Source organism: Phocoenobacter atlanticus subsp. cyclopteri, from assembly GCF_018343795.1.
Lineage (GTDB): Bacteria > Pseudomonadota > Gammaproteobacteria > Enterobacterales > Pasteurellaceae > Phocoenobacter > Phocoenobacter atlanticus.
Map to the genome: position 1 here is coordinate 1,291,856 of NZ_CP074346.1, position 17,919 is coordinate 1,309,774.

The following is a 17,919-nucleotide window of genomic DNA, read 5'->3' on the forward strand; positions in this document are numbered from 1 at the left end:
AATTCCTTTATTTATTCAGCATATCAAAAAGAAACTTATTCACTTTATCTACAAGTGAATAAAACTCTCTTCTTAAGCGAATAATTGCAGTACGTTCTTTTTTACCTTTATCGACAGGAATGTCACTTTCTAAAGATAAATCAGGTTCTAAACAAGCTGGCGTAATGGCTAAATATTTTATTTTGTTTTCCCAGTATCTATCCATTGTAATATCAACATCAAAAACCCATTCTTGAGCATAGTTAAGTAAATTTTGAGCAACTTTTGGGGTGATATAATAACCCGTTGTATTACTCCAGCCTTTATAAAATTGCTGAATTTCATTTGAGGTATTTTTTATTTTTGTAATTAATTTACCTTTTTGTGAACGACGTGCAGGAGCTGGAGGGCTAAGCCATAAAAATTCATAACTATTTTCTTCTGAACCTAAAAAAGAATAAACATCACAAAACTCATTATGAATAATGGCATCATCTTCTAAAATAATAATAGGTTGATTTAATTTTATACATTCTTCCCAAAGTAAGTAATGACTTGCAAAGCAGCCAAGTTGTCCTAAGGTTGTTTTGTTGCCTTTATACTTAAAACGTTTCTCTGCATTATGTTTTTCAAATAAGTAGAAATGAGGATTTTCTTTTCCATTAATGGCTTTAAAGAATTGAAAATCTATTTTTTGTGGTAATTTTTCAAATTGCTGTTGAATTATTTTACGTCTTTGCGTTGATTTTTCTAAGTTAATAACGAAGATGCTAAGCTTATGCTCTTTTAAGGTATTCATTCCCTCTCCTTTTTAATAGCGAATTATTTTTATCTATTAAAATATTGTAGGGTGTAACAATACTAAAAATTATCATTGAAATCCAGTTATCCCTTACAATAAAATAAGAATTTATGAAAATGTACTTATTAGAATACCTAAATATAAAAGAATATTGGCTTTCTAGTCTTTCTAGAAAGCCAAATAACTATATAAAAAGAAAAATAGATAGAATTACTGAGCCGCCTTTAGCTCTTGGTAATATTTTTCATAAATCTCTATGGCATCACCCACATCATCTTGCCAATGGCTTGTTTTAAGCACTTCAGCGGATGGATAAATTGCAGGATCTTCAGTAATTTCTTTTGGTAGCATTGTTAATGCTTTTATATTTGAGGTTGGATAACCAATGGCTAATGTTAATTCTTTAGCTACTTTGGCACTTAATAAATAATTTATTAGTTTGTGTGCCGCCTCAACATTTTTAGCATTTTTAGGGATAGCTAAAGTATCAACCCAAAGAACAGGACCTTCTTTTGGAAAGACCATATCAAGTGGTGCTTGCTCTTTTTTTGCAATACGTACCGATCCATTCCACAACTGACCCACTTCAATTTCACCTGAAATAAATGAATTTGCTGGGTTATCTGAGTTGAAAGATAAGATATTTGGACGTAATTTTAATAGCTCTTCATAAGCTTGTTTAATGACAGCTGGATCTGTTGTATTTGGATCTGCCCCAATTTTAAGGAGTGCAATATTAAAGACTTCACGCACATCGTCTAAAAGTTGTACACTATTTTCAAATTCTGGTTTCCATAAATCTGCCCACGAAGTAAATTGACGACCTTGATAAGTCTCGGTATTAAATGCAATACCTGGTGCGCCTAATAATTGAGGTAATGAATATTGATTTCCCCTATCATAAGGTTTATCCAACCAATCTGGATTTAGATCTTTAATCACAGGTAATTTGCTGTGGTCAAGTTGTTGCAACATTCCTTCTTTTGCCATTTTTGAAACAAAATAATTGCTTGGTGCAATCACATCATAACCACCATCTTTACCCTGTAATTTTATTTTAGCATACATCGTTTCATTAGATTCAAGGGTAGAAAGCTCTACTTTAATCCCCGTTTCTTTGGTAAAGTCATCTAACAGTCCCTCAGGCACATATTCTGTCCAAGTATAAAGATGTACGACTTCATTTTTTGCATAAACTATATTTGTTGCACCTAATAATACAACGCTAGATACTAAAGCAATCGCCCATTTTTTCATTATTTTCTCCTAAAATAAATAAGCGGTCAGATTATTGGAAAAATTTGCAAATTTCCTTATACTTTCCTATATATTGAAAGCGAGGCGAATTTTAAGCGATCTTTTACTATTTGCAAGAAATTTATGATGAAATTTATTTATTTTTCCGTTATTCTGTAGCTTATGATTTCTCAATTACCACTTCCAATTCATCAGGTTGATGATGAAACATTAGAGAATTTTTTTAATGAAAACAGTCTCGTGCTGTTAAATTCGTTATGCCAAAATTTTAGTACTGTTATACAACCTTTTTTCTATATTTGGGGAAATGAGAGTTGTGGTAAAAGTCATTTACTAAAAGCACTAAATAATCACTTCTTAATGCAACAACGTAATGCCAGTTATATTCCTCTGGAAAAAGCTCATTACTTCTCACCCGTGGTATTAGAAAATGCCGATTTACTTGATATTATTTGCCTAGATGATATTCACTTAATTGTGGGAAATGAAGAGTGGGAAGAAGCCCTATTTGACTTATTTAATCAAATTCGAGAACAACAGACTTGTGCTACACAAAAACGTAAAACCTTGCTCATAATTAGTGCAAACTGCCCACCTAATCAATTAGCTATAAAATTACCCGATTTACGCTCTCGCCTAAATTGGGGAGAGGTTTATCAACTTAAAAGCTTTACTGATAAACAAAAATGTGCAATTTTACAACAAAGAGCCAATCAAAAAGGATTAACTCTTTCGAATGAAGTCGCTAATTTCTTGTTAAAACGATTAGATCGTGACTTAAATTCACTGATTGATACCTTAGAAGTATTAGATCAGGCGTCATTACAAGCTCAGCGAAAATTAACAGTGCCTTTTGTTAAAGAAGTGTTGAGACTATAAATTAAAAATTAGCGATTTCTTCTTTTGTTAATGCTCTAAACTCCCCTTCTTCAAGTGCATTATCCAGTTCTACACCGCCAATTTTACAACGATGTAAAAATTCCACTTTATTCCCTAAAGCAGCAAACATTCGTTTTACTTGATGATAACGCCCTTCTGAGATCGTTAATTTAACATTATAATCGTCTAAAATTTCTAATTTTGCAGGCAATGTTGGGGTTTTTTCACCACGTAGCATAATCCCTTTCTGTAATTTTTCCTCATAAAAAGGCTCAACAGGATCAGCTAAAGTCACCAAATAAGTTTTTTCACATTGATACTTTGGAGAGGTAATTCGGTGCGACCATTGTCCATCATCAGTTAAAAGAACTAACCCCGTAGTATCTGCATCTAAACGCCCCGCACAGTGTAACTTGCCTTTTAAAGGGTAATCAAAAAAATCAAAAACCGTTGGATATTCACTGTCATCATTCGAGCAAACATAGCCTTGTGGCTTATACAACATAAAATATTGCCCCTGCTCAAGCCATTCCAGAGGTTGTTCATCAAAAATAACCACATCTTGAGGGGTGATTTTAGTCGCCCCACTTTTAATCATTTTACCATTAACCATAACCAAACTACTTTTCAATGCCCTTGTTGCTTGAGTACGTGTTAATCCTGTTTGTTCTGCTATAAATTTATCTAAACGCATAGTTTTCATCTTAATTAAGTTAATAGTGATAGCGACAGGCAACAATAGATAAAGCATCCTCAGATACCCGATAAACCAATCTATGTTCCTCCGTTATTCGTCTTGACCAAAAACCACTTAAAGAATGTTTTAATGGTTCTGGCTTCCCTTTACCTATAAAAGGGCTTCGCTTGATTTCTTTTATCAAAGAATTAATTCGTTTTAAGGTTTTTTTATCAGTCTCTTGCCAATAAAGATAATCTTCCCAACCTTTGTCAGTAAAACAGACAATCATTCAATCAATTCTCTTTTAGTAACATTACCTAATTTTAGCTCTTCAATACTTTCCAATAAATGCTTAGCATTTGCTGGTGAGCGTAAAAGATAGGCTGTTTCTTCTAATGCTTCATATTCACGTAAAGAAATAAGAACACAACTTTCATTGTTACTTCTTGTAATAAGCACTGGCTCACAATTTTCTGCTGTTGCTGTCATTGTTTGTGCTAGATTTTGACGAGCTTCAGTATAGGTCATTACTTGCATATATTTCCCTTTTTATTATCATGTACAAAATACTGTACAACAAATAATATTAAAATCAAGTATTTTCTGATAATACAGTGATAAACAACAACATAGATAGGTATTATTCTGCTTTAAAAGGCATCAAAAATTAATAGGATAGTTACAATCATATACTTCCTTATATTCCATAGATGATAATAAGTTTAGTATTTGTTCTGCTTGGCTTTCATCATAGAACTCAAAATGTAGTACGCCAAATTTACAAATTGAGATAACGGTATCTATATTTGGGAATGTAAAATAGAAATAAGGCAAGCTAGCATTACACCGAATAAGCCAAAAAAGATGAGGAATAAATTCATATAACTCATTTTCTTTTAACAGAAATCCACCATCAAAATCTTCTTCAATATGATTTCTCAAATAATTTAATGCTTTTTTAACTGGTTCATAATCATTATCTTGATAAAGCCAAGGTATATTTTGAACGCCTAATATCATTAAGTATTCTTCATTGAAGTGCTTTCTGATATTTTCTAGTAAATTAGCGAGATCATATAAATATTCGCAAGTATTTGTTTTTGATGAAATATATTCAGCACTTCCTAAAAATGGTTTTATTTGTGTTTTATCAAAAGAATGATGATCTCTGTTTTTTTCAAAATATTCATCTAATTCTTGATTAAGTTTATCTGCTAACTCTTGATTTAAAATGGTTACATCATCACTTTCATCAAACCAAACAGACTCTCCAACTTCATAATGTTCAGAACGAGTTTTCAACTGCCAATTTACAATAAATTCAGAGAAAGTAGGATTTATCACTAATATTTCTTTTCTTGTTTTCTTTATCATTTATATTTCCTTTAATATTCTATAAATGGCTAAACATCGCAATATAATTACTACTTACATCGTTATTTAGCCAGAATTTTTCAGTTAAAGGATTAAAATGATATCCCACCATTTCATTACAATTTAATTCAGCTTGATCACACCAATTTAATAACTCAGCGGGTTTTATAAATTTCTCAAATTCGTGAGTGCCTTTTGGGAGCATTTTTAATACATATTCAGCACCAATAATGACCAGTACATAAGCTTTTAAAGTACGATTGATCGTAGAAAAGAAAAGTACCCCATCAGGTTTTAATAACGCTTTACAACTTTGAATAATAGATAGTGGTTCAGGTACGTGTTCCAGCATTTCCATACAAGTAATCACATCAAATTTTTCGGCATTTTGCGATTGCTGTTGAGTAACAAATTCCTCAATGGTAATTTGTTGATAATCAATCTCTAATCCATTTTGTTGAGCGTGTTGTTTTGCAATATTTAGGGGTTCAGTCGTCATATCAAGTCCTGTGACTTTAGCACCCATTTGTGCCATAGCCTCACTTAAAATGCCACCACCACAGCCGACATCTAACACTTTTTTACCAAATAATCCGTTAGATTTTTCAGCAATATAACTCACTCGTAGAGGATTTAATAAATGGATAGGTTTAAAGTCGCCGTTGGGATCCCACCAGCTTTGTGCCATTTTTTCAAATTTGGCAATTTCATTTTGATCGACATTTTGCATAATTTTTTATGATATAAACAAGCGGTAAGTTATGATTAAAATTTTGCAAAAAATAAAAATTAACTGACCGCTTATATTTAAAGATTAACAATAGAATTTACTGTTTTTTAGCCCATTTTAAGAAACGTTGTTGCGTTGCTTTGTCTGCTTGTTGGAACCAATATTGTAATTGTTGTTCTGCAACATTTTGACCGCTCACAACCACTTTGCCTTTTTTAGTTTTAATATTTTGTACTGCCATCGGCATTGATTGAGTTGTTGCAAAACTTGCCACTGCAGCCACGCCATCCGTTGCATTATATTCTGCTAAATTATCTTGAATACGAGCATAAGGCATAAATCCTTCCCCTTTCAAATAATCTATTTTATAGGCTAATTTTTCACCTGAAGCGGTTTCTATATTAAATTTAGGTGATTTTTTAAATCTCTTTGCTTGAAAATCTGTTGAAATTCGTGGAGCACTAATTTTAATATCTTCTAACGATCCTTTAAAAGTAAGAACAATTGGATGAGTTTCAAAATAAGAACTGTTTGAACCAGATTTGACCATTCCACCAACTTCAACAACAACTTGGTGTGTATTCGTATCATTAATTTGCATTACAGTCTTTGAGGTAACTTTATGACCATCTAATGCTAAAAATGAGATCATTTTTGAACTTGAAAGGCTACCCGCAAAAGTAACTGAACTTGCAACTAATGTTGCCACTGCAAATGTAATTTGACTTAATTTCATTAAATAAACTCCTATTAATCATAAAAATCATTACTATGCTATGCTAATTTTCACAAAATAGGAATAGACTTTGATGATTTTTTATTACTAAAACGTTAGAATTGTGGTAATTTTGACATATATTTTAATTAAGAGAACAAAATAATGAACGACAAACCCAATTCAGCAGAAAAAAATAACCTTTTTCAACGTATTTATCATCGTTTTTTTCAGAAAGATCCTCAAAATCGAGAAGATTTAGTGGAGGTTATTCGAGACTCTGCAGATAATGATTTGATTGATGATGATACCAAAGAGATGATCGAAGGGGTGATTGAAATGTCAGAATTGCGAGTTCGAGATATTATGATCCCTCGTGCTCAAATGGTATTTATTGAAGCAGAACAACCCCTTGAAAGCTGTGTAGATACTATTATTGAAACGTCTCACTCACGTTTCCCTGTTATTCGTGGTGATAAAGATGATATTGAAGGTATTTTACTTGCTAAAGAGCTATTAAAATATTTGCGTAGTGACTCACAACCTTTTGAAATGAAACAAATTTTACGCCCAGCGGTAATTATTCCTGAAAGTAAACGTGTAGATAGAATGCTAAAAGAATTCCGCTCAGAACGTTTTCATATGGCAATCGTTGTTGATGAATTTGGTGCCGTATCAGGATTAGTCACTATCGAAGATATTTTAGAACAAATTGTGGGAGACATCGAAGATGAGTTTGATGAAGAAGAAGCAGAACCAATTCGTCGTCTTTCAAAGCATAGCTATGCCGTTTCAGCCTTAACAGATATTGAAGATTTTAATGAATTTTTTGCCACAGATTTTGAAGATGAAGAAGTTGATACCGTTGGCGGATTAGTGATGCAAGCCTTTGGTCATCTGCCCCAAAAAGGCGAAACCATTGAGCTAGAGGGTATTACTTTTAAAGTGACGTCTGGCAACACGCGTCGTTTACTACAAGTGAGAGCGACACTTTCAGATAGTCAATTAGAAAAGATGCCTGATTATAATGCAGAAAAAGAAGAAGAGAAGTAGCAATGAATTTTGCAAAAAACAACCCTAAAGTAACCGCTTGTTTTATCAGTTTAATATTAGGTTGTATCGCTATATTGGGTTATTCTCCCTTTGATTACTGGATCATTACTTACCTTTGTGCTTTTGGATTAATTTTTGCTACCACTTACCATAATAAAAAAATCGCCTATTGGTCAGTGTTTTTTTGGTCAATGGGGTATTTTTGTATTGGTGTAAATTGGGTTTCCATTAGTATGATGCAATTTGGTGGCGTACCTGTTGTAATAAGCTACCTTGCCGTTGGATTACTGGCTTTTTATCTTACGTTATACAATTTGTTTTTTTGTTGGATTGTACAACGTTTTCAATTTACAAATCCTTTTGTTATAGCAAGTATTTTTACTTTTACTGAATATTTACGTGGCACTGTTTTTACTGGTTTTCCTTGGCTACAATTAGGTTATACACAAATAGATAGCCCTTTTTATGGTCTTGCCCCTATCTTAGGTGTTGAAGGTTTAACTTTCTTTGTTATTGTTATAAGCGGTTACTTTGTACAACTTTTTTACACACTTGCAAAAAAAACACAAAATCATACCGCTTATTTAAGATCATCTATTATTCTTTGTTTGGCACTATCTATCGCTGTAGGATCTCAATATATTCAATGGGTTAAAGAAGATAACACCCATTCTACGACCATTGGTTTAGTGCAACCAAATATTGATCAAAAAAACAAATGGAATCCTTACTATTTCGCTCAGCACGTACAAACCTATCAAAAACTTATTACCCCTTTACTTGGTAAAACTGATGTAATTGTTTTACCTGAATCAGCCTTTCCTGCTTCGGAAATAAAGTTGATTCCAATGCTTAGTGATCTGCAACATCTTGCTAAAAAGCATAATACTGATTTTATTATTGGAACGTTGGATAATACACAACCTGAAATTTATAATAGTGCAATTGTGTTAAGTAGTACATCAGATACAGATACCTATAGCAATGGACGTTATCAGAAACATCATCTTGTCCCTTTTGGTGAATACGTCCCTTTCGGTAATATATTAGATTGGTTACGAGAAGTATTTATTTTACCTATTAATTTATCACAGGGTAATTTTATACAAAAACCATTAACTGCAAGTAATACAACCTTTAATATGGCAATTTGCTATGAAGTGATTTTTGGTCATCAAATGCAACAAAATCAAAAAACACACAACGCAGATTATTTATTGACAATCTCTAATGATGCTTGGTTTGGCAATTCAATTGGTCCTTGGCAACACTTACAAATGGCAAGAATGCGTGCCTTAGAGCTTGGCAAACCACTAGTTAGAGCAACAAATACAGGCATTACGGTTTTTGTTGATCATCGAGGAAAAATTATTAAACAAGTCCCTCAATTTAAAGAAACAACATTAACAATGTCACTCTCCTCTACTCAAGGAAAAACACCTTTTACGTTCTGGGGAAACTGGTTAATTTATGGATTGAGCTTGCTTTGTTTTAGTGTTGCGGTGATTAGAAAAATTGGTAAATTTTGATAACAATCATACCGCTTTAATAGAGAAAAATCGTACTTGATCCCCCCTCCTAGCCTCCCCCCGCAAGCGGATGGAGAAATACTGACATAGCTAAAAATCCCCTCCTTCGCTTGCGGGGGGAGGGCTAGGGAGGGGGAAGTTAAAAGGTTTAATTTGTTTCGAAGTGATTATAAACCGTATTAATTTGACGATTTACTTTAATAAAAGTAGTACGTTTTGGCATATATTTAAGTTTACTTGCACCGATATAAGTACAGGTTGAACGAATACCTCCCAAAATTTCTTGAACAGTATATTTTACCTCACCACGATAAGGCAATAACACCGCTTTACCTTCGCTGGCTCGGTATTCATTCACTTTTCCATAGTGTTTTTTCATTGCATTGCTTGAACTCATTCCATAAAAAGTCATAAATTCTTTACCGTCTTTAGTCACCACTTCACCGTTAGACTCTTTGTGAGCAGAAAGCATTCCGCCAAGCATTACAAAATCAGCACCAGCACCAAAGGCTTTAGAAATATCACCCACATTCACACAACCACCATCAGTACAAACTAACCCACCTAAACCGTGAGCCGCATCAGCACATTCAATAGTGGCAGAAAGTTGAGGTACACCTACACCTGTCATTTTACGAGTGGTACAAACAGAACCGGGTCCAATCCCAATTTTTACAATATCCACACCGCTTAAAATTAACTCTTCCGTAATTTCATAAGTCACCACATTTCCTGCCATCAATACTTTATTAGGAAAGAGGCTGCGGACTTTTTTAATTTGATTTAAAAAATGTTCACTATAACCATTGGCAATATCCACGCAAATCATTCGAATTTCAGGGATTGCCATAATAATCGCCTGCAATTTTTCGATTTCTTTATCACTTGAGCCAATAGTCACAAAAACATATTTTAAAACATCAGGATTTTCTGTTGCAAAAGCCTGCCATTCTGAAACTTCATAGAATTTATGAACAGCGGTAAACATTTGAAATTTCGCTAAAGATTTTGCCATTTCAAAAGTACCAACACTATCCATATTGGCGGCAATAATAGGTACACCTTCAATGTCTACTTTGCTATTTCTAGTAGTAAAAGTACGAGTTAAGGTCACGTCTTTACGTGAATTAAGAGTGCTTCGTTTAGGTTTGATTAAGACATTATCAAAATCTAGGTATTCTTGTTCTTCAATGAGCATAGTCTGTATCCCAATAAAAAGGTTAAAAAAAATCTAGAATTTGTAACGCAATGATACGATTGGAGTTGCATAAAATGATAGATAGTCAAATTATGAATTGCTTGTATATCAAACGCAATTACTAAAGAAATATAGCATAAAAAAATAATTAATCAAATAAAAATTACTATAAATTTACAAATTTTTACATTTTTTAAGATTGCAGTTATTTCAATGGTGGCAAACGATTACCTTTGTATACGCTGATAAAATTAAAGCGGGTAGATTATCCTTATTTTTTGCAAAATTTATTAAATATCTACCCGCTTAATATTGAACGCTAACGATTAGCTAGATTTATTAATTAAGAATTGGGTTAATAATGGCACTGGACGACCTGTTGCACCTTTAGCCGCACCTGATTGCCACGCTGTTCCTGCAATGTCTAAGTGAGCCCAAGTGTAGTTTTCTGTAAAATTAGATAAGAAAATCCCCGCTGTGATTGCACCGCCCGCACGGCTACCCACGTTTGCCAAATCCGCAAAGTTAGATTTCAGATCATCTTGATATTCTTCATTCATCGGTAAATGCCACGTGTAATCGTGAGCCTGTTTTGAGGCATTAAGTAATTGCTCAACAAATTGATCGTCTTTTGAAAGTAATCCTGTGTTTATATGCCCTAAACCAACCACACAAGCCCCTGTTAGGGTTGCGATGTCGATCACACATTCAGGTTCAAAACGTTCCACATAGGTTAATGCATCACAAAGTACTAAACGACCTTCGGCGTCCGTATTTAATACTTCAACGGTTTTGCCTGACATTGTGGTGAGAATATCTCCGGGACGATAAGCGTTACCATCAGGCATATTTTCACAGCCCGCTAATACACCAATAACGTTGATCGGTAATTGTAATTCAGCGACCGCTTTCATTGTGCCGTAAACCGATGCTGCTCCGCCCATATCGTATTTCATTTCGTCCATTGCCGCAGACGGTTTAATTGAGATACCGCCTGAGTCAAAGGTTAAGCCTTTACCCACTAATACGATAGGTTTTGCGTCAGGATTTGGGGCATTTTTATATTCGATAATTGACATATAAGCAGGATTTTCAGAACCACGAGAAACGGCTAAATAGCTGTTCATTTTTAGCTCTGCCATTTGGGTTTCATCCACGATAGTGGTGCTAATTTGTGAATATTCGCTGTCTAATTCTTTTGCTAATTCTGCAAGGTAGGCTGGGTTACATACATTTGGCGGACAGTTCGCAACATTTTTTGCAAATTTTACCCCTAATGCGACCGCTTGTGCGTGCTGAATGGCTTTTTCTGTTTCAGCGAGATTTTCACTGTTAAAACAGAATTTTGCTAATTGAGTTGCTTCTGCTTTGGTGCTTTTGAATTCATCGTAGTTATATAAAGTGTCTGAAATGCTTTCAATCGCAAAACGCACTGCCCAATATTCATTACGATCTTTGATTTCAAGATCATTTAATAATAGATGAATATGCTGTGTAGTGGTGCTTTTTAAGGTTTGTACAACCGCTTTAATAATTTTTTTGTACTGGGTTTCATTTAAAGGTGCTTTACCACAGCCTACTAATAATAGACGAGTAAAAGGTTGATTCGGTGTATGAACAAGCAATGTTTCAGCCAGTTTTCCTTTAAAATCGCCAGTTTTGAGTAAATCAGATAAATAGTGAGCAGTTGCCTCATCTAGTTTTTTTGCATTTGTTGAGAGTGTGGTATTTTCATAAATACCGATCACAACACAATCACTGGATTGTTCGAAATTCAAACTTTTTGCACAAAATTTCATTCTATGTTCCTTTTATTTATTTTTGTTGAGAGGTATAAAATTATCCTTTTCATTATAAATTGCAAGTAAAAAATGAATTTTAGTGATTTTTTCTGTCTAAAACGGTATTATAGGCGGTCTATAAGCGGTCAGATTAATAATAAAATTTGCAAAAAATAATAAAGATCTTACCGCTTGCCTTATTCAATAAACTGAGATAACCATTGTGATTTTTAGTCGATATTTAACGAGAGAAATTTTAAAAGCCAACTCGCTATTCTATTTGTTTTATTGTTGATCTTTTTTTGTCAACAACTTGTGAGAGTATTAAGTTCAGCAGTAAGTGGGAAAGTGCCAACAGACCTAGTAGTACATCTGTTAGGGTTAGGTATGCCAACAATGGCACAACTGATGCTCCCTCTTTCACTTTTTGTGGCATTATTACTGACTCTAGGACGTTTTTATGCAGACAGTGAAATTACTGTAATGCGAGCTTGTGGTGTGGGTCAAAGTCTATTAGTTAAATCTGCTCTCTTTTTATCCTTATTTACCACTATCCTAGCAACTTATAATGCCTTTTGGGTAATGCCTTGGGCAATGGATAAACAAGCAGAATTACTTGCAGAAGCAGAAGTTAACCCTCGTTTTTCAGCTCTGTCTGCAGGGCAGTTTATGTCAGCTGGAGGTTATGTACTTTATATTGATAATATTAAGGGAAGCAGTATTAATGATATTTTTGTCTTTCAACCTACTCAAAAAAAGAATAATCGACCATCGGTAGTAACCGCAGAATCAGGAAAGTTAACAGGATTACCAAATGGTGATCAAGTATTAAAATTAAATAACAGTACCCGTTTTGAAGGTACACCTCAAACCTCCGATTTTAAAGTCACGCATTTTAATCAATATTCCGCTTATTTAGGCTATAAAGATGTCGATCTAAAAAAAGACAGCGTAGAACGATTACGTTTTAATGAGTTACTACAAAGCAAATCAACCTACGCCAAAGCAGAGTTACAATGGCGTTTAGCATTGATTTTAGCGGTACCTCTAATGGCGTTATTAGCTACATCAATGAGTAATGTTAATCCTCGTCAAGGGCGTTTTGCTAAATTACTCCCTGCATTATTACTTTATTTAATTTATTTCCTATTACAAAGTTCTTTAAAATCAGCAGGTGCTTCTGGAAAAATCAATGTGTCACTATTTATGCCATTAGTCTCCATCGGATTTTTTGCATTAGGAGTAATATTAAATTTATGGGATACAAAAGAATTTTCAGCATTACGTTATCGTTTAAAGATTAAGAGATAAAAAATAAAATGAATGTATTAGAACGTTATATTGGAAAAACCATTCTCTCCGCCATAATGCTTACCCTCTTTATGTTAGTGGGATTGGGTGCAATTATTAAGTTTGTTGAAGAATTTCGTCAAGTTGGCAAAGGAACCTACGATGGGTTACACGCTGCTTACTATACGCTTTTAATGATCCCTCGTGATATTGAAACTTTTTTTCCTATGGCTGCATTACTTGGTTCTTTAGTTGGACTTGGTGGTTTGGCAAGTCGTAGTGAACTAATCGTGATGCAAGCCTCTGGTTTCTCTCGTTTTAAAGTTGGTGTAGCAGTGATGAAAACGGCTATTCCTTTAGTCTTAATTACAATGGTAATGGGAGAATGGGGAGTGCCACAAACTGAGCAATTTGCAAGAAATATGCGTTCAGTGGCTCAAACAGGCGGTACGATGCTTGCCACAAAAAGTGGGTTTTGGGCAAAAGATGGAAATAAATTTGTTTATATTCAACGTGTTACTTCTGATAAAAATTTAAGTAACATTTTAATTTATGAATTTGAAGATCGTCATTTAAAGTCTGTGTTGAAAGCCAAACAAGCGGTTTATACTAAAAATAGCTGGCAGCTTAAAAATATTGAAAAAGCAGATATTACACCAACAGGTATTATTCGAGTTAAACAGAAAAATGAACAATGGCAAACCAGTATTACGCCAAATAAACTTGGTGTAGTTGCGCTAAAAGCAGAATCATTATCCCTTTCAGAATTAAAAGAATACGTGACCTTTTTAAAACAAACAGGGCAAGACTCAAAACGTTTTGAAATTACATTTTGGCGTAAAGCATTTGAACCATTGTCTATGGCAGTAATGATGTTACTCGCAATGTCCTTTATTTTTGGACCACTGAGAAGCAGTACCACTGGTGCAAAAGTAGTAATTGGTATTATTGCTGGCTTTATCTTTTACGTAACAAATATTGTCTTTGGAAATCTTAGCTTGGTGGTGTCTTGGTTGCCGATTGTAGTCGGTGCATTAGTACCGAGTATCTTAAGTTTGACGGTTGTTTGGTGGCTTTTAACTAAAAAAAGAGATTAAAAAATTTATGTCTAATCCTCGTTTTATTCATTTACGTGTTCACAGTGATTTTTCAATCATTGATGGTTTAGCCAAAGTGAAACCACTTATCAAAACCTGTGTCGATAATGATATGCCAGCCATTGCACTCACTGATTTTTGTAATTTTTGTGGCTTAGTGAAATTTTATGGTGAAGCACAAAATTCAGGGGTTAAACCTATTATTGGTATAGATATTTTGGTACGAGCAACGCCAGATACCGAAGAGTACGATGAACTCACCTTATTAGCAAAAAATAACATTGGCTATCAAAATATCACCTTGCTGATCTCGAAAGCCTATCAACAAGGCTATATTGAATTTCCTATTATTGAAAAAGCGTGGTTAGCAGAACTGAATGAGGGCATTATTGTGCTTTCTGGTGGTCGGAATGGGGATATTGGAAAAGCATTATTAAAAGAAAATCCACAAGATGCTGATAAAAAAATCGCCTTTTATCAACAATATTTCCCTAATCATTACTACTTATCATTATGTCGTACCTCTCGCAATGATGAAGAGCGTTATATTCAACACACCATTCTTTTTTCTCAAAAACATCAAATTCCATTAGTGGCAGTCAATGATGTCTGTTTCTTAAAAGAAGAGGATTTTGAAGCACACGAAATTCGAGTGGCTATTCACGATGCTTATACTTTAGATGATCCTAAACGTCCTCAAAAATACTCAGAAAAACAGTATTTCAGAACGGAACAAGAAATGTGTGAATTATTTGCAGATATTCCACAAGCCATTGAAAATACCGTACATATTGCTCAGCGTTGTAATGTCACTATTCGTTTAGGTGAATATTTTTTACCCAATTTCCCAACAGGTGATCTTACACCTGAAGATTTTTTAGTACAAAAATCACAGCAAGGATTAGAAGAACGTTTAGCCTTTTTATTTCCTGATCCTAAAGAACGTGCGGAGAAGCGGGTAGATTATGACGAACGTTTGCAAATTGAACTTGAAGTTATCAACCAAATGGGCTTTCCCGGTTATTTCTTAATTGTAATGGAATTTATTCAATGGTCAAAAGATAATGGAGTCCCTGTTGGTCCCGGGCGAGGTTCTGGTGCAGGCTCACTGGTTGCTTATGCCTTAAAAATCACCGATCTTGATCCACTTCAATTTGATTTACTTTTTGAGCGTTTTTTAAATCCTGAACGTGTTTCTATGCCTGATTTTGATGTCGATTTCTGTATGGAAGGACGAGATCGTGTGATTGAACACGTATCACAAATGTATGGAAGTAAGGCAGTCTCTCAAATTATTACTTTTGGAACAATGGCAGCAAAAGCCGTTATTCGAGATGTAGGACGAGTACTCGGACATCCTTATAGCTTTGTAGATCGTATTTCTAAACTAATTCCACTCGATCCAGGTATGACCCTAGCAAAGGCTTTTGAAGCAGAACCAAAATTGCCTGAACTTTATGAGACAGATGAAGAAGTTAAATCCTTAATTGATATGGCTCGCAAACTTGAGGGTGTAATTAGAAATGCAGGAAAACACGCGGGAGGCGTTGTTATTGCACCAAATGCCATTACAGATTTCTCCCCTCTTTATTGTGATAGTGAAGGGCAACACCCTGTTACGCATTTTGATAAAAATGATGTTGAATATGCAGGTTTAGTTAAATTTGACTTTTTAGGTTTACGCACTCTTACTATTATAAAATGGGCATTAGAAATGATTAATGCTCGTTTGAAAAAAGAGGGGAAAGATCCTATTAATATAGAAAGTATTCCTCTTGACGATAAAACTTCTTTTGATTTACTGTTAAAAGCTAAAACTACCGCTGTTTTTCAGCTCGAATCTCGTGGAATGAAAGATTTGATTTCACGCTTAAAACCAGACTGCTTTGAAGATATTATCGCACTAGTAGCGCTCTTCCGCCCTGGTCCACTCGGTTCGGGAATGGTTGAGAACTTTATTGATCGTAAACACGGTCGAGAAGAGGTCTCTTATCCAGATGTAAAATACCAACACGATAGCCTAAAAACCATTTTAGAACCAACCTATGGCGTTATTTTATATCAAGAACAAGTAATGCAAATTGCTCAGGTATTAGCAGGTTACACCCTTGGTGGAGCAGATTTATTGCGTCGTGCAATGGGTAAGAAAAAACCAGAAGAAATGGCAAAACAACGTTCTGTCTTTAAAGAAGGGGCTGAAAAAAATAACGTTGATGGCGAGTTGGCGATGAAAATCTTTGACTTGGTAGAAAAATTTGCAGGTTACGGATTTAATAAATCGCACTCAGCTGCTTATGCGTTAGTCTCTTATCAAACCTTGTGGTTGAAAGCCCATTATCCAGCAGAATTTATGGCAGCAGTAATGAGTTCAGAATTGGATAATACGGATAAACTCGTAGGTTTCTATGATGAATGTATCAATATGGGTTTAACCGTTGTACCACCAGATGTAAATTCAGGACAGCATCGCTTTAGTGTCAACGAAAAAGGTGAAATTGTTTATGGACTTGGTGCAATCAAAGGAGTTGGAGAAGGTCCTGTTGAAGCAATACTTGAAGCACGTAAAAAAGAGGGTATTTTCAAAGATCTTTTTGATTTAACCGCTCGCATTGATCTAAAAAAAATCAACCGTCGTACTTTTGAAGCGTTAATAATGTCTGGTGCTTTTGATAATCTAGGTCCACATCGTGCCGCTATAATGAAAAATTTAGAAGATGCTCTAAAAGCGGCAGATCAGCACAGTAAAATGGAAGCATTGGGACAAACAGATATGTTTGGTATTCTAACAGAAACACCTGAAGAAGTTCAAAGTGCTTATGCGAATACCCCAAAATGGACAGAACAAGTTATTTTAGAAGGTGAAAAAAATACACTGGGTTTATACATTAGTGGACATCCGATAGGACGCTTTTTAAAAGAGTTATCTCATTATTCATCGATACGTTTAAACGAATTACAACCAACCCCAAGAGGTAAAACTGTCACAGTCGCAGGATTGATTATGAATTCACGTATTGCGGTTACCAAAAAGGGAAACCGAATAGGTATTGCGACCATTGAAGATCGATCTGGAAAATTAGATATCACCCTATTTTCTGAAGCTCTTGAGCAATATGGCGTTTTATTAGAAAAAGATAAAATTATTATTGTTACTGGCTCTGTACAATTTGATAATTATAATAATGGTTTTAGAATGTTGGTACGTGAAATTATTAGCCTTGATGAAGCTCGTAGTCGTTATGCTAAAAGCTTAGCATTAGCAATAAACCAACAACAGATTACACCAGATTTTATAAAAAAACTCACCCAAATTATAGCGCCAAATAAAGAAGGAACATTACCACTACATTTCTATTACCAAAGCCCTCAAGCAAAAGCATTAATAAAAAGTGGTGTTGAATGGCGAATAACACCTAACAACGAAATGATTGAACAACTTCAAAACTTATTAGGTGAAAGTGCCGTTGAATTAGAGTTTTGAGATTAGAAAATACAAGCCAAAATATGAAATATAGCGGTAACATTTTTTCACAAATTTACAAGTTATATTCGATTT

Annotated in this window: 14 protein-coding genes and 2 pseudogenes; 6 read left to right on the plus strand and 10 right to left on the minus strand. The window is 34.4% G+C overall.

The genetic code is table 11. The features are described from left to right. Positions 1-7 precede the first annotated feature (7 nt). Together KGI96_RS06085 and KGI96_RS06090 are read right to left on the minus strand one after the other, a co-directional pair. A complete protein-coding gene (locus KGI96_RS06085; RefSeq protein WP_211598256.1) occupies positions 8-778 on the minus strand; it encodes a glycosyltransferase family 25 protein in 771 nt (256 codons plus the stop codon). A gap of 213 nt (positions 779-991) precedes the next feature. Then, positions 992-1,957 (minus strand): annotated as a pseudogene (locus KGI96_RS06090) (extracellular solute-binding protein); the annotation flags it as partial. A 243-nt stretch (positions 1,958-2,200) separates the two neighbouring features. On the opposite strand from KGI96_RS06090, the gene hda reads away from it, so the two are divergent. After that, positions 2,201-2,917 (plus strand): DnaA regulatory inactivator Hda, encoded by a 717-nt coding sequence (hda, locus tag KGI96_RS06095; protein WP_211598260.1) that lies wholly within the window; start codon positions 2,201-2,203, stop codon positions 2,915-2,917. 1 nt (position 2,918) lies between these two features. Here the strand turns inward: hda and rsuA are convergent, their stop codons facing one another. From rsuA to KGI96_RS06125, 6 genes are all read right to left on the minus strand, one after another. After that, positions 2,919-3,611, minus strand: coding sequence for a 16S rRNA pseudouridine(516) synthase RsuA (rsuA, locus tag KGI96_RS06100; RefSeq protein ID WP_211598262.1), 693 nt, complete (start codon positions 3,609-3,611; stop codon positions 2,919-2,921). 19 nt (positions 3,612-3,630) lie between these two features. Continuing rightward, complete coding sequence (locus KGI96_RS06105) at positions 3,631-3,885, minus strand: Txe/YoeB family addiction module toxin (protein WP_211598264.1); 255 nt, start codon at positions 3,883-3,885, stop codon at positions 3,631-3,633. Further along, positions 3,882-4,133 carry a YoeB-YefM toxin-antitoxin system antitoxin YefM gene (yefM, locus tag KGI96_RS06110; RefSeq protein ID WP_211598266.1) on the minus strand — a complete coding sequence of 84 codons (252 nt, stop codon included), beginning with the start codon at positions 4,131-4,133 and terminating at the stop codon, positions 3,882-3,884. The genes KGI96_RS06105 and yefM overlap by 4 nt, the downstream gene beginning before the upstream one ends. A 123-nt stretch (positions 4,134-4,256) precedes the next feature. Beyond that, positions 4,257-4,970: a hypothetical protein gene (locus KGI96_RS06115; RefSeq protein ID WP_211598268.1), complete on the minus strand. Its 714-nt coding sequence runs from the start codon at positions 4,968-4,970 to the stop codon at positions 4,257-4,259. A gap of 19 nt (positions 4,971-4,989) precedes the next feature. Beyond that, complete coding sequence (ubiG, locus tag KGI96_RS06120; RefSeq protein ID WP_211598270.1) at positions 4,990-5,700, minus strand: bifunctional 2-polyprenyl-6-hydroxyphenol methylase/3-demethylubiquinol 3-O-methyltransferase UbiG; 711 nt, start codon at positions 5,698-5,700, stop codon at positions 4,990-4,992. 97 nt (positions 5,701-5,797) lie between these two features. Next, positions 5,798-6,436 (minus strand): curli polymerization inhibitor CsgI-related protein, encoded by a 639-nt coding sequence (locus KGI96_RS06125; protein WP_211598273.1) that lies wholly within the window; start codon positions 6,434-6,436, stop codon positions 5,798-5,800. Positions 6,437-6,580: 144 nt separating this feature from the next. Between KGI96_RS06125 and corC the strand changes: the two genes are divergently transcribed. Continuing rightward, positions 6,581-7,468: a CNNM family magnesium/cobalt transport protein CorC gene (gene corC, locus KGI96_RS06130; RefSeq protein ID WP_211598275.1), complete on the plus strand. Its 888-nt coding sequence runs from the start codon at positions 6,581-6,583 to the stop codon at positions 7,466-7,468. A gap of 2 nt (positions 7,469-7,470) precedes the next feature. Continuing rightward, complete coding sequence (lnt, locus tag KGI96_RS06135) at positions 7,471-8,997, plus strand: apolipoprotein N-acyltransferase (protein ID WP_213156391.1); 1,527 nt, start codon at positions 7,471-7,473, stop codon at positions 8,995-8,997. Positions 8,998-9,145: 148 nt separating this feature from the next. On the opposite strand, the gene KGI96_RS06140 is transcribed toward lnt, so the two are convergent. Beyond that, the gene (locus KGI96_RS06140; RefSeq protein WP_211598280.1) at positions 9,146-10,195 is read right to left on the minus strand and encodes a GMP reductase; all 1,050 of its coding nucleotides are present in this window, start codon (positions 10,193-10,195) and stop codon (positions 9,146-9,148) included. Positions 10,196-10,521: 326 nt separating this feature from the next. Then, positions 10,522-11,994, minus strand: coding sequence for a leucyl aminopeptidase (locus KGI96_RS06145; protein ID WP_213156393.1), 1,473 nt, complete (start codon positions 11,992-11,994; stop codon positions 10,522-10,524). A 205-nt stretch (positions 11,995-12,199) separates the two neighbouring features. Between KGI96_RS06145 and lptF the strand changes: the two are divergent. The 3 genes and pseudogenes from lptF (at position 12,200) to dnaE (ending at position 17,844) form a co-directional block, all read left to right on the plus strand. Continuing rightward, positions 12,200-13,287 (plus strand): annotated as a pseudogene (gene lptF / locus KGI96_RS06150) (LPS export ABC transporter permease LptF). 8 nt (positions 13,288-13,295) lie between these two features. After that, entirely contained in the window at positions 13,296-14,363 is a 1,068-nt protein-coding gene (gene lptG, locus KGI96_RS06155) for an LPS export ABC transporter permease LptG (RefSeq protein ID WP_211598286.1), read from the plus strand. A gap of 7 nt (positions 14,364-14,370) precedes the next feature. Beyond that, complete coding sequence (dnaE, locus tag KGI96_RS06160; RefSeq protein WP_211598288.1) at positions 14,371-17,844, plus strand: DNA polymerase III subunit alpha; 3,474 nt, start codon at positions 14,371-14,373, stop codon at positions 17,842-17,844. The last annotated feature ends 75 nt before the right edge of the window (positions 17,845-17,919 follow it).

Coding starts and splice junctions, on each gene's coding strand:
- KGI96_RS06085 (WP_211598256.1), bottom strand. CDS start 778: ATGAATACCTTAAAAGAGCATAAGCTTAGCATCTTCGTTATTAACTTA.
- hda (WP_211598260.1), top strand. CDS start 2,201: ATGATTTCTCAATTACCACTTCCAATTCATCAGGTTGATGATGAAACA.
- rsuA (WP_211598262.1), bottom strand. CDS start 3,611: ATGCGTTTAGATAAATTTATAGCAGAACAAACAGGATTAACACGTACT.
- KGI96_RS06105 (WP_211598264.1), bottom strand. CDS start 3,885: ATGATTGTCTGTTTTACTGACAAAGGTTGGGAAGATTATCTTTATTGG.
- yefM (WP_211598266.1), bottom strand. CDS start 4,133: ATGCAAGTAATGACCTATACTGAAGCTCGTCAAAATCTAGCACAAACA.
- KGI96_RS06115 (WP_211598268.1), bottom strand. CDS start 4,970: ATGATAAAGAAAACAAGAAAAGAAATATTAGTGATAAATCCTACTTTC.
- ubiG (WP_211598270.1), bottom strand. CDS start 5,700: ATGCAAAATGTCGATCAAAATGAAATTGCCAAATTTGAAAAAATGGCA.
- KGI96_RS06125 (WP_211598273.1), bottom strand. CDS start 6,436: ATGAAATTAAGTCAAATTACATTTGCAGTGGCAACATTAGTTGCAAGT.
- corC (WP_211598275.1), top strand. CDS start 6,581: ATGAACGACAAACCCAATTCAGCAGAAAAAAATAACCTTTTTCAACGT.
- lnt (WP_213156391.1), top strand. CDS start 7,471: ATGAATTTTGCAAAAAACAACCCTAAAGTAACCGCTTGTTTTATCAGT.
- KGI96_RS06140 (WP_211598280.1), bottom strand. CDS start 10,195: ATGCTCATTGAAGAACAAGAATACCTAGATTTTGATAATGTCTTAATC.
- KGI96_RS06145 (WP_213156393.1), bottom strand. CDS start 11,994: ATGAAATTTTGTGCAAAAAGTTTGAATTTCGAACAATCCAGTGATTGT.
- lptG (WP_211598286.1), top strand. CDS start 13,296: ATGAATGTATTAGAACGTTATATTGGAAAAACCATTCTCTCCGCCATA.
- dnaE (WP_211598288.1), top strand. CDS start 14,371: ATGTCTAATCCTCGTTTTATTCATTTACGTGTTCACAGTGATTTTTCA.